Source organism: Bifidobacterium sp. W8112, from assembly GCF_016101425.1.
GTDB lineage: Bacteria > Actinomycetota > Actinomycetes > Actinomycetales > Bifidobacteriaceae > Bombiscardovia > Bombiscardovia apousia.
This window is the reverse complement of sequence record NZ_JACFQN010000002.1, coordinates 345207-358217: the sequence shown is the minus strand read 5'-3', so window position 1 is coordinate 358217 and position 13011 is coordinate 345207. Positions and strand designations below refer to the sequence as shown.

Sequence of the window (13011 nt, the reverse complement as noted above, 5' to 3'; positions counted from 1 at the left end):
CGTCGGGTTCGACGTGCGTGGGGTTCAGGGGAGAGGGTGTGGATAAGGGAGATGCTGGTGTTGCCAGCGATGTTGCCTTGCTGGAGGAAATACCGGAATTTTGCTTAGCTACGCGAGGGGTCTGACGACCCCCCCCCCCCGGTGCCTCCTGCTGTGGCAGGCGCGTTCGCGCCGGTTACAGCAGGCTCGCTAGTAGCCGTGTCGGCCGCGGCAAGACCGCCGGCGATCAGGCTTGCCGGCAGGATGACGGCGAGCAGAAGGCTGACGGCCATGACCGGACGACTGTGCGTGTTCGTATGCTGACGCATGGTAAGCATGATCCCCTTCCCCAGGACCTGCGGCTTTATGCCCGGAACTCCCCAGTCCGAATCCCCCGCCGCGCCGGGCACGATCCCGGCCTCATCTGCAACAACTTTATCACCCCGGTGGACATGCCTAGGCACCAGCTCCGCTAAAATCAGTGACATGCTCCAGGAAATCGATCCTGCTTCGCTTAAAACAGTTTGTTCTCTCTGGCCTATTAATCCTTCTGGGCGAGCGGCTGCAAAAGAGAATGGGTGGCTCCGCTGTATTGGGGGAGTGCGGGGCCACCCTGTTTAGCCGGGCTGTCTTGGGATGCGGCCTGGCTTCTTACTCGTGCGAAGTCTTCAGGCTTGCAGGCTGCGTGCTTCCCACCTGTGGCGTCCGGCTGCTGCAGCACCCGCAGCTGCGAGTAGTCCTGCGGCCAGCAGGATCATGATCCCGCTGCTGCCGGCGTGGGGCAGCATACCTTCGTAGGTGTAGGGTAGGTGCGCTTTGGTCTGGACTATCCCGCCCAAGGTCCAATCCACGATCACATCGGCCCGTCCCGGATTGTGGGCAGGAGTGGCCAGGGTGACGGAGCCGTCGGTGTTCTGCCGCAGGGTGCCGATCACTGTCTGGTCGAACCTGATCCCGGTGATGTTCAGGGGGGTGGGGTCGAACATGGTCTGTATGGGTTTGGGGCTGTTGCCTGTTGTGGGGATGCTGGTGTTGCCGAGCTGGTTGTAGTCGTTCTTGCCCCAGGCGTAGGCGTTGCCGTCCTGGCCGATGGCCAGGGAGTGGTTGTGGGATGCGCTGATGCAGACGGCCTTGAATCCCTGGCCTGTGCTGCTCGGACCGATCACTTTCGTAGGGGTATCCTGCGACTGGGTGTTGCCGTTGCCGGTCTGCCCGTATTGATTCCAGCCCCATCCCCAGGCGTTGCCGTCCTGGTCGATGGCCAGGGAATGCCATGTGCCGGCGCTGATCTGGGTGGCCTTGAAGTCCTTGCCGGTGTTGGCGGGGTCGTTCGTGGGCCTTGTGTAGTTGGTGTCGTTGACCTTGCCCCAGGTGTACAGGCTGCCGTCCTCCTTTCCGATGGCGAGGGCGTGCCTGGTGCCTACGCTGATCTGCGTGGCTTTGAAGGTCTTGCTGGCATCCTTGGGATCTTGGACCGGCTCCGGGTCGTTGGCATAATTTGCGTCGCCGTCTCCTGTGGCGGTTCCGTTGCCGAGCTGGCCGTTGGTGTTGTATCCCCAAGCGTATACGTCGCCGTCTTCGTCCAAGGCCAGGATGAAGCTCCATTTGACACTGATCTGAACTGCATGCAGCCCTTGGCTTGAGCCGTTGGGGTCCTTGGCCAGGGTCGGCACTGGCTTATCCGTTCCGTAGGAGGAGTAGCTGTTGTGCTCGCACCCCCAGGTGTAGACGCGGCCTTGGTCGTCGATAGCGGCTGAGTCGTAGGCTCCGGCGCTAATCTGCACGGCTTTGAATGACTTGCCTGTGTCAGATGGGTCCGGCACGGGCTGTGGCTTTGAATGGTCGACAGTTTTGCCGTTACCCAGCTGGCCATGATCGTTACGGCCCCAGCTGTAGAGGATTCCGTCGGAGCCTATGGCCATAGTGTGGGCGCCGCCTGCTGCAACCTGAGTGTAGGTGAAGCCGTCGGCCACCCCGTCAGGCAGGGGGACCTTGGTCGGTGTCTTCTGTGTGGATGCCTTGGCTGGGTCTTGGCCCAACTGCCCATACTGGTTGCTGCCCCAGGCGTAAGCGTTCCCGTCGCTGGCCACGCCTACAGAGAAGCCGATGACGCTGGCCTGCTCGCCTCCGGCGCTGACCTGGTTGAAACGGATGCCTCGGCTGTGACCGGGAGGAGTGATCGTCGTCTGCTGACCGCCCAGCACGTTGCCCTGGCTCGGGTTGATCGACCAGTGCGTGTCAACCGGAGACCAGTGTGCGACCAGACTGATGCCGGTAGTAACGGGCTGGCTGAAGTCATAGGCTACATTGGAATCTTCTTTGGTGTCCTTGAGGAACCAGCCGTCGAAACGATAACCGTTCCTGGACGGATCAGGATAGGGGCGCGAAGCCTGACCGCCATCGCCGATGGTTTGCGAAAACGTTGCGTGTCCACCCTGCGGATCACTGTAAATAACAGAATGCGTAGGCCCAATGTAGGTGTAGTTAAGTTGAGTTGGTGTCTGGTTGATGCCACCAAGAGTCCAGTCGATGGTGACGTAGAGGGTTCCCGCTGTATGGGCTGGCGTGGTGGTAGTCCAAGTGCCGTCGGATTTGCTGGTTGGTTTGTTGCCGACAGTTTTTCCGAATTGGATTCCGGTGATTTGCAGCGGGGTGGGGTCAAACATGGTGGTCACGGGTGCAGGGCTGTTGCCTGTTGTCGGGATGTTGGTGTTGCCGAGCTGGCTGTAGTCGTTCTTGCCCCAGGCGTAGGCGTTGCCGTCTTGGCCGATGGCCAGGGAGTGATTATGGGATGCGCTGACGCAGACGGCTTTGAATCCCTGGCCTGTATTGTTCGAACCAGCCACTTTTATCGGGGTTGCTTGTTGGTTGCTAGTGCTGCCACTGCCGGTCTGCCCATAGTAGTTCCAGCCCCAGCCCCAGGCGTCGCCGTCCTGGTCGATGGCCAAGGAATGCCATGTGCCGGCGCTGATGCGGGTAGCCTTGAAGTCCTTGTTGGAGTTGTTGGGATCTCGAATCGGTGCTGTTGATGGCGTGAGGTATTCGGTGTCATTTACTTTTCCCCAGGCATAAAGGCTGGCGTTTTGTCCGATGGCGAGGGCGTGCCATGTGCCGGCGCTGATCTGAGTAGCCTTGAAGGTCTTGCTATTGTCAGCGGGGTCTTTGACCGGCGTAGGGTCGGACGTATAAGTGGTGCTGTATTCTCCTGTGTGCTGACCGTTGCCGAGCTGGCCGTTGGTGTTGTATCCCCAAGCGTATACGTCGCCGTCTTCGTCCAAGGCCAGGATGAAGCTCCATTTGACACTGACCTGGACCGCGTGCAGTCCCTGGCTGGAGCCGTTAGGATCCTTGGCCAGGGTCGGCGTCATTCTTGTTGCGCTGAAGATCGTATTGGAATAGTTGTTATTCTCGCATCCCCAAGTGTAGACGCGGCCTTGGTCGTCGATGGCGGCCGAGTCGTAGGCCCCGGCGCTAATTTGCACGGCTTTGAATGGCTGGTCGCTAGTGACGTTGACGGGCTGGGGCTTGAACCGGTCCTTTGTGGTGCCGTCACCCAGTTGGCCATGATCGTTGCGGCCCCAGCTGTAGAGGATTCCGTCGGAGCCTATGGCCAGGGTGTGGGCGCCGCCTGCGGCGACCTGAGCGTAAGTGAAGCCGGCAGCCACGCCGTTGGGCAAAGGAACCTTAGTAGGGGTGTTCTGTGCAGTCGTCTTGGCTGGGTCTTGCCCCAGTTGCCCATACTGGTTGCTGCCCCAGGCGTAGGCGTTTCCGTCGCTGGCCACGCCTATGGAGAAGCCAAGGATCTTGTCCTGCTCACCGCCTGCGCTGACTTGGTTGAAGCGAATGCCACGGCTGTGGTCAGGAGGAATGATATTTACGGTGGTATTGCCAGTTACGGGTCCGTTATTTGGGTTGATGCTCCAAGTGTTGGATTGTTTGGTCCAATGAGCGGTTAATACCGTCTTGCTGGTGATGGGCTGACTGAAGTCATAGGCTACTTTTGATTCACCGTCGGTGTTACTGATGAACCAGCCGTCAAACAGGTAGCCGCTTCTTGATGGATCAGTGGGGCGAACAGCATGGCTGCCGTCGTTGACGTTCTGCGAAAACGTAGCGTTTCCGCCTTCAGGGTCGGTGAAGACAACAGAATGTGCTACTGAAGAACGCGTCTGTAAATGATTTCTGGGAGTTAGATTCGTCGAATTTAAAGATGAATATTCAGCCAGCGGCGATTCAGGGGTTGTTGGTGTGGCGGAGGTCTTTGCTTTGGTAGGGAAAGTGCCGGAATTTTGCTTAGCTACGCGAGGGGTCTGACGACCCCCCCCCCCCGGTGCCTTCTAGTGTCGCCGGCGCGCTGGCGTCGGCCACACTAGACCCGTTGGTGGCCGTGTCTGCTGCGGCGAATCCACAGATAGCCAGGCTGGCTGGCAGGATGACGGCCAGCAGTAGACTGACAGCCCTTATTGGACGGCTTGGCGTGTTCGTATGCTGACGCATGATAAAGCGAAATCCCCTTCCCCAAAGACTGACTCACCGGCCCCTACCGGTAGAGATACCCTTGGATGCTTCCTGACATAGCGCATATCCCCATCCCTCTGTGCGAGGGTGCGAGCAGGAAGCCTTGCGTCTTTCAACTATACTACCTGCTGATAAGGTTCTCTCAGATGGAATGTCGGGGAAGCACTCCTAGGCAGGATTAATGGTGCGGTGGTCTTGCTGAACTGGTCGGCAGTCCCGGGTCAGGCAGGCCAACCGGCGATCAGGGCGTGCAGGCCCTTGCGGTAGCTGGTCTCCATAAGGGCACTAATTCCGTCATCCGTAGAAGCGAAGAGTGTCTTCAGGTCATCGAATCCTTGGGTGTTGTCGGCCAGTCTTTTGGCCAGATCAGTATTGGTCTGGCCACCCGCACCGCCGACCGGGGGAGAGGCCTGGGCGATGGCACTGCCCAGGGTCAGTCCGGCAAGGCTGTTGAGCAGGTGGATGGTGTCGGAATCGACCTTGAGCCCATGGGCGGTCAGCTGGTTCAGCCAGGTGCTGACCATGTGGAAGGACTGGTCCGTGTTGATGGGATGCGTGGCCATGAGCGGGAGTGCCCGGGGATGCGAAAGCAGCGTCCGGTGAACCTGGAGCATGACCTCTTCCAGTGCTTGCCGCCATCCCATGCCTTGGGGTATGGAGTCCAGGTCGGTGGCTGACTGCCAGATGAGCTCGACGATTCCATCAAGCAGGGCGGCCTTGCTGGGTACATGGCGGTAGATGGCTGGTCCTGACACCCCCATTTGCTTGCCCAGGGCGCGGATGTTCAGGGCCTCCAGTCCGTGCTTATCGACGAAATAGAGGGCGGAACGCAGAACGTAGTCGCGGTTGAGCGTCGTCTTGACGGGTGCCTTGGGTGGGTCAGCCATGCTTTCCTCACTCCTTCCGCTGTACTCCTCTCTTGAATAGTACCGTTGCCAGGAGAGCCAGGGCGAGCAGGAAGGCCAGCAGGATACGCAGGTCAGGCCATACATCCGCCATTCCGGCATGGTCGAAATTGATTTTTCCTACCGCATCCATGGCCCAGTAGACGGGGCTGCCCTTGGCCAGCTTCTGCGCCCAGTCCGGGAATCCGGAGACAGGGCTGAGCGCGCCGCCCATGCCAGCCAGGAGCATGCCGAGGATATTGTTGAAGGACATGGCCATGTTCTGGGAGGACGAGAAGATGTAGAGCAGCAGGCCGAAGAGGGTCAGCACAATCGAAATGACCAGGCAGACCGCGGCCAGGGCCAGGACTGATCCATTGGGCCGATAGTGGTAGAGCGCCGTCCCGATCAGCATGACCAGAGCGACCTGGACCACCTGCACCATGGAAGACACGCTCAGCTTGGCCATGACCAGGTCGAGGAGGGAGACCGCTGACACCCGCATCCTGTCCCAGGTGTGCCATTCGTGCTCCTGGAAGAACAGTTGGAGGACCAGCTGCAGGGAGAACATGGCGAAAAGGATGGCGAACCCCGGAAGCGCCTGCTCGGATCCATTGGCGCCCAGATGCCCCTGGGCCCGCAGGGAGTCCCGGTAGGAGGGCAGCATGAAGGGAATGATGATCAGGGGAATGGCCACGATGACCGCCTGCAGCCAGATGCTTCGCAGCTCGATTTTGAAATTGAGGCGGAATGTCGCTAAATATCCGTTGAAATGCACGGCGTTCACCTGTCTTCCCATGCTCGTGACCCGGCAGGGTCGCTTGAGGATGCACCCATGACGGTCATGTAGGCCGATTCGATGTCCGGCTGGACGATGGTAATCGACGCCAGACGGGCCTCTTTCATGACTGGCTCCTGCAAAAGGCGGGCCAGCTCCTGCTCTGGACTGGATACCGGATGGTCGGGCTCCAGGAAGCTCTCTGCCATCCGCCATCCGGGAACCTGGCCTGGGGTCTGCCCGACGAAGGAGATGCGCAGGGAAGCCCGCGCGTATTTGTGGAGCACCTCCTGCAGAGAGCCCTGGACCTGGATCCGCCCGTCGATCAGGAAGGCCAGGTCCGCGCCCATCTCTTCCAATTCTTTGAGGTAGTGGGTGGTGTAGATGATGGTGGTACCCTGCCGGCTCATGGCCTTGACCATGTCCAGTATTCTGGCGCGGGCCTCCACGTCGGCACCGACCGTGGGCTCGTCCAGGAAGAGCACTGGGGGATTGTGAACCATGGCCATGGCGGTGTGGAGGCGTCGTTTCTGACCACCCGATAGATTCTCGGCTGCTGTTCCTGACTGGGATCCCAATCCCATGAGCTCTATCAGTTCGTCGGCCCTTTTGCCGCCCTGCTTGGTGCTCAGTCCCTGCAGGCCGGCCATGCCACGCAGGTTGTCTCGGACGCTGAGGTGGGGATAGATGCCCAGGTCTTGGGGTGCGAGTCCGATGACCCGGCCGAAGATGCGCGAAGGGGTTCGGTAAGGGTTGTGCCCCTCGACTGTGATATGGCCTGAGTCCGGCTCGCCCAGCCCGGTCAAGGCCGAGATCAGGGTTGACTTGCCGGCCCCGTTCCTGCCCAGCAGGCCCAGGATGCTGCCGCGCCTGACTTCAAGATCCACACCCTTGAGCACCTGCCTGCTCCCGAATGATTTGCGCACCTGGCGACAGGACAGGGCATATTCCCCTGAGTCGTTTTTTGCAGGTTGCAAGGTATACCTCCTGACGATTGTTGCTAATTAACAATGTAAACTATAATAACATTGTTAACTACTCAGTCTCACCATGATTCTTGTGGACTGCGCCAGCTCTCGGATATTCTGACGTGGCGTGGTGGGGATATACGCCTCGCATCGTCTTGGAAGTATTATGCTTACCTCAGCAGTGTTGGGAATCCGATAATTACTCTTCAACGAAGAAGACCTGGGGGATTGTTTAAGTCTGAGCGGGACAGGATGCTGTCTATGCTGCTATGCCACTGCTATGCCTTGGCCGTAGCCTTGGCTTAGTGATTCCGCAGGCGCCAGCCTTCAGGGTCCCGGTGGGCGTGGCAATAGCTGGTGTATACAGTAGCTGGCCTATGACAGAAGAATGTTGGCCATCCATAAGAGGAAGCTCCAGTTGGGGAGCAAAGCAGGAGATTGAAAGAGATTGAAGAAATGGGGTGACCCCGCAATCTTGGGGGTTTGCGGAGCCACCCCGCTTACTCGGGCAAAGAGCTCAGTGGCGGCGGCTGCTGGTTTCCCGCTGGTGGGAGGCTGCTGCTGTGGCGCCTGCAGCGGCCAACAGTCCTGTGGCGAGTAGGACAAGGAGACCGGTGCTGCCGGCCATGGGCAGGATGCCCTCGTAGGTGTAGCCCAGGTGTGCGGTCGTCTGCGCGACTTGGTCGATGGTCCAGTCGACGGCCACATCGACGTGTCCTGCGTCATGGGGTGGGTTGGTTATGCTCCAGGTGCCGTCGTCGTTCCTGTACAGGCTGGTCCCGGGGATGCCGCCGAACTTGACGCCAGTGAGAACCAAAGGCGTCGGATCGAAAGCAACCGCCAAGGGGGTCGTACTTTTGGCTGCCGTTTGATTGTTGCCCAGCTGCCCGTACTGGTTGTCACCCCAGGCCCAGAGATTCCCATCCTGCCTGATGGCCAGTGAATGGAGTTGTCCCGCGCTGCTTCGAACGGCCTTGAATGCTTGGGCCTTGTTGGCGGGGTCCTTGATGAGCGCGGGCTTTGTCTGATTGACGGTGCTGCCGATGCCCAGCTGTCCGTTGCTGTTTAATCCCCATGCCCAGAGATTGCCGTCCTGGCCGACCGCAAGGGAGTGATTCACGCCCGCGCTGATCTGAGTGGCTTTAAGACTTTGGCTGGTATTAGTGGGGTTTTGCACTGTTTGAGGCTGATATTTGTCGCTGGTACTGCCATCGCCCAGCTGGCCGTATCCGTTATATCCCCAGGTCCAGGTGTTCCCCTCCGTATCGATGGCCAGAGCATTCCAGCTTCCTGCGCTGATCTGGGTGGCCTGGAAGGACTGGTTGGGCAGTCGGGCCGGATTGGATGCGTAATTGGTGCTGTCGATGGTGCCGTTGCCGAGCTGGCCATTAGTGTTGTATCCCCAGGTGTACACGTTGCCATCGGCGTCTAGGGCCATGACGAAGCTCCAGTTGAGGCTGACCTGGACCGCACGCAAGGTCTGTCCCGGATTGTCCGGGTCGGCGGCTGGTGCCGGGTTCTTCCTGGTTGTGCTGTATATAGGTGCCTGCCCCTTGCCTGTGCTTTCGCTGCCCCAGGTGTAGACGCGGCTTTCAGAGTCGATGGCGGCCGAGTCGGCGAAGCCGGCGCTGACCTGTACGGCTTTGAATGGCTGGCCGCTGGTGTCCTTGACGGGCTGAGGCTGGTACCGATCCGTGGTGGTGCCGTCACCCAGTTGCCCGTGATCGTTGCGTCCCCAGCTGTAGAGGATGCCATTGGATCCGATGGCCAGAACGTGCGAGTCGCCGGCTGCAACCTGCGTGTAGGTAAAGCTGGAATCCGCTCCGTCGGGCAGGGGGACTCTGACAGGGGCCTTCTGCATGCTGGCATCGGCCGGTTTCTGAGCCAGCTGCCCGTACTTGTTGCTTCCCCATGCATAGGCGTTTCCGTCGCTGGCGACTCCTATGGAGAAACTGTTGGCGCTCGCGGTCTGGTAGCCTCCGGCGCTGACTTGGTTGAAGCGGATGCCTCGGTTGATTGTGGGCGGGGTGATGGTCACGTGCTGGCCGCCGAGCACATTGCCTTTTTCAGGGTTCAGGGCCCAGTGGGTGTCCATCTTGGTCCAGTGGGCGGCCAGGGTGATGTTGCCGGTGACGGGTTGACTGAAGTCGTAGGCGATCTTGGAGTCGTTGCTGGCACCCTTGATGAACCATCCGTCGAATAGGCAGCCGTTTGCCTTCGGATCAGGGGAGGGACGTTTGGCCTGTTTGCTTTCGGCGAGGGTCTGGTTTTGGGGCATCCCGGAGGGTGCAGGACAGGAAGTGTCCGCACTGGTGAAAGTGACGGTGTAGGAGTCTAGGTATCTGTAGGCCAGGTGGGCGTCCGGCTGTTGGCCGTTCAACGTCCATGAGACGGCCGTGTCCACTTTTCCTCGCGCATGTGCGGGCGTGGTGACGCTCCATGTGCCGTCCGCGTTCTTGGTTATGTTCGTGCCTGCTGACCCGCCGAAGCTGACGGCGGTGACTGTGGTGGTGCTCGGCAAACTTACTCGGCCGGGGATGTGTCGTTCGCTGGTGGTGTTGTCGCCCAGCTGGCCGTTTGTGTTGTTGCCCCAGGAGTAGAGGTTGCCATCCGAAGCCAGACCGAAGGATGTGTTGTCCCAACCGGCGCTTACCTGTAGCCAAGTCAGTCCAGAAGGTGTTTTTGGCGGCGCTGCAACTTTGACAGGGGTGTTTCGTTGAGTAGTGGTGTTGTCGCCCAGCTGGCCGTTTGCGTTGCCTCCCCAGGAATAGAGGTTCCCGTCAGAACCTATAGCCAGGGATGCAAAAGATAGACTGCTGATCTGCTTCCACACGAATCCTGGGAGCGCTCCACTGGGTTTAAAAGCTTGTGTCGGACTGGGCTCATTATCAACAGCACCATTACCTATATTGCCGCTTGCTCCGTATCCCCAACCATATATGTTGCCATCAGACCCGATGGCGAGAGAGTAATAATCACCCATTTTGGATTCTACCCAAATGAATCCGGAACCTGCTTTTTGCGGTGCAGCTACGCGTACGGGTGTTGGTTGATATCCTGTTGGACCTCCAATACCCAGCTCATTAGTCCCATTATAGCCCCAGGAGTAGAGCCAGTTATCCGATCCCAATGCCAGGGAATGCCAACCCCAGCAGCTTATTTGCTTCCAAGTAAAACCGGCAGACACATTTGGTGGCGGGATTACAGGGACGGGAGTGTAACGATCGTTAGTAGTGCCGTCTCCCAGGTATCCGTATAGGTTGTTGCCCCAGCTGTAGAGCTTGCCGTTGGATCCTAAACCGAGAGCATGCAGGCTGCCTGCTGCGACCAGATTCCATGTGAATCCTGTCGGCACATTCGGTGGTAGAGCTACTGGGCCGGGAGTGTGGCGATCGTTAGTTGTGCCGTCTCCCAGGTATCCGTGTAGATTGTTGCCCCAGCTGTAGAGCTTGCCGTCTGACCCTAGGCCAAAAGAGAACATGTATCCGGCTGAAGCTTGGACCCAGGTGAAATTCTGGGACACGCCTTGGGGTTTCTTCACCTGGACCGGCTCATGACGTTCAGTTGTTGTCCCGTCGCCGAGTTGGCCATAATCATTGCTTCCCCAAGAGTAAAGGTTGCCGTCCGAGGCGACTGCAAGGGTGTGTCCTCTTCCTGCGTTGACCTGGCTGAAGCGAATTCCACGCGGCCCAGGAGGGGTCAGTGTGACTTTCGTGCCACCAGAAGCCGGTCCCTGCACGGGGCTCATGCTCCAATCCTTGCTCCAATGGGCGGTGAGCTTCAGATCGTTGATGACTGGTTTGCTGAAATCGTAGGCTACTGGTGTATCACCAATGAACCACCCGTCAAAGAGGTAGCCGTTTCGAGTCGGATCTGCTGGCCGCTTCACTCGCTCGCCATCATTTACTGTTTGTGTTGTGTCGGTGCCTTGGGGATTGCTGAAGCTGACGGTGTGCGGTGTGGAGGCGCGCGCCTGCAGCCCGGCGTTGACTTTGTCGTCGGAGGAGCTGGTCTCGTTCGGCGTGGGAGAGAGGGAGGGGGTTGGCTGTGTGTGATTCAGTGGGGAGGATGTAGCCAGGGGAGAGGGTGAAGTAGGAATTGTTGCTGTAGGAGTGTTTGCAGTTCCTGTTGGCTGGGCGGTGATGTCAGGAGAATTGCTGGACTGTTGCTTAGTTACATGAGGGGTCTGACGACCCCCCCCCCCCCCGCTATTTCCTTGTGTGGTCGGCGCGACTGCATCGGTCACGCCGGACTCGGTTGCAGCGTTGTCTGCCGTGGCATAGGTGCAGACCAGGAGGCTTGCGGGTAGGATAATAGCCAGCATCAGGCTGACCAGCAAGGCCGGTCGAGTCGCTATGTTCGAGTGCTGACGAGGCATTAGTATGATCCCCTTCCCCAGGAATCGCAGCCGCATTGTCGATTATCCCCAACATTCGACGAGTCAAGCGCCGAAGACAACTTTGGCCACTAATGACACATTAGCATAACCTCTGAGGGTCTAAAGCAAACACAATCAAGGAAACTCCCGTCTACTTTCTGACGATTTAATGGGATTCGTCGGCTTTTCATCCGTGACCAACCTTTTGTTCCTCAAGGGGTTCATTACGGCTTTGGTAAGCGAAACAGAAGGAATACCAGGAAATAGATATGGATCAAAGCAACAGCGAAGGAAGCAAACCCAAGACAGGGTTATGTACGTCAAAAGGGCAGTCTGGGACGAGAGTGTCAAGAGCCCGGTAGGGAAAGGCAGGAATAGCCATGGGCTTCGACAAGAAAGAGGACCAGCAGATGGATGGGATGGTCTTGCAATGCAGGACCCTCGGATCTGTCAAAGCTCAATTAGAGCCTGTCCATCCATAACAGTTGGCGATGCAGTTGCCCTGGTTGTCGATGGCCGGCCCGCCGTCCCCCTTTTGCAGCTGCTCCCACAGGTTGGGATAGTCCTCAATGTTGAGGCTTCCTCCCTGATGTTGCGACGACGGAACCGGAGCTTGCGCAGGCTGATACCTGCCGCGGTTCCCGGACGGGCGGTAGGAAGGCTGACGCCGGGTAGTGTCCTGCTGTTGAGCCGCTTGGGCTGCGGCCTGCTGGTCGGCCTGGCTTTTGGCCTGCATGGAGGCGTTCACCTGGTCAATGGCCGCCTGCAAGGCGCTCGCCGTATCCTGATAGGCTTTGACCTCACCCCCTTTGACCTGGCCGGCCTTGTCGATGGCCTGTTGCAGGCTGTCGCGGGTCGCATTGTCGGCCACCCTCCCGTCGGAGTCGCCCAGCAGCTTCGATGCTTCATCCTGCTTTCCGTCTAGGACCGCCTTCGCATCCTCAAGGGCCTTCGTGTCCCGGGAGGCCAACACAGCCTTAGCCGCCTTGGCCACAGCCTCATATTTGCTGTCGAGCTTCTTGGCTTTGCCGGCCTCGGTATTCAGATCACCGGTGGACATGGAGGCCTTGCACTGTATCGTCGGCTGTTTGAGTCCTTCAGCGTTCTTTACGCTGCGCGCCATGGCCAGCATGGTGCTCGCATCCTTGACCTGACCCGCATTCACGCCGGCGGCTTCACGGTAGCTGGCCATCTTGGCCGAGCTGGTCTTGTCCTGCAGGGTCTTCGTTGCCTGGATGCAGGAGTCGAGCGCTGCATTGTGCTGGTGGGATTCCACCACGTGCCAGCCCACAAGGCCGGCCACAACAAGCACCACCGCCGCCACGGCGACAATCACCGGAACCAGCCACTTCGGCCGCCGCCTGTCCGACGGAACATCTCCGTTATTCGGCATGATCGCCGGCGGAGACGCAGTCGCGCTTTCAACCGGGTCGGACACGTTCTCCAGGCCCTCGGTCTCCTCGTCTCCCTGATCTGCCATGAAGCACTCCCTTTTTCCCTCAACCT

7 protein-coding genes are annotated in these 13011 nt (G+C 59.1%); all 7 read right to left on the bottom strand.

Translation table 11 applies throughout. The features are described 5' to 3' along the window. Positions 1–104: 104 nt before the first annotated feature. The gene (locus H3T92_RS05795; protein WP_198189582.1) at positions 105–308 is read right to left on the bottom strand and encodes a hypothetical protein; all 204 of its coding nucleotides are present in this window, start codon (positions 306–308) and stop codon (positions 105–107) included. A 339-nt stretch (positions 309–647) separates the two neighbouring features. Further along, a complete protein-coding gene (locus tag H3T92_RS05790) occupies positions 648–4205 on the bottom strand; it encodes an RCC1 domain-containing protein (protein WP_442859987.1) in 3558 nt (1185 codons plus the stop codon). A gap of 513 nt (positions 4206–4718) precedes the next feature. Beyond that, positions 4719–5384, bottom strand: coding sequence for a TetR/AcrR family transcriptional regulator (locus H3T92_RS05780; protein ID WP_198189580.1), 666 nt, complete (start codon positions 5382–5384; stop codon positions 4719–4721). Positions 5385–5391: 7 nt separating this feature from the next. Next, positions 5392–6159, bottom strand: a complete 768-nt coding sequence (locus tag H3T92_RS05775) for an ABC transporter permease (protein WP_198189579.1) — start codon at positions 6157–6159, stop codon at positions 5392–5394. A 5-nt stretch (positions 6160–6164) separates the two neighbouring features. Continuing rightward, positions 6165–7136, bottom strand: coding sequence for an ABC transporter ATP-binding protein (locus tag H3T92_RS05770; RefSeq protein WP_198189578.1), 972 nt, complete (start codon positions 7134–7136; stop codon positions 6165–6167). A gap of 508 nt (positions 7137–7644) precedes the next feature. Then, positions 7645–11505 carry an RCC1 domain-containing protein gene (locus H3T92_RS05765; RefSeq protein WP_198189577.1) on the bottom strand — a complete coding sequence of 1287 codons (3861 nt, stop codon included), beginning with the start codon at positions 11503–11505 and terminating at the stop codon, positions 7645–7647. Positions 11506–11962: 457 nt separating this feature from the next. Further along, positions 11963–12985 carry a hypothetical protein gene (locus tag H3T92_RS05760; protein WP_198189576.1) on the bottom strand — a complete coding sequence of 341 codons (1023 nt, stop codon included), beginning with the start codon at positions 12983–12985 and terminating at the stop codon, positions 11963–11965. Positions 12986–13011 lie beyond the last annotated feature (26 nt).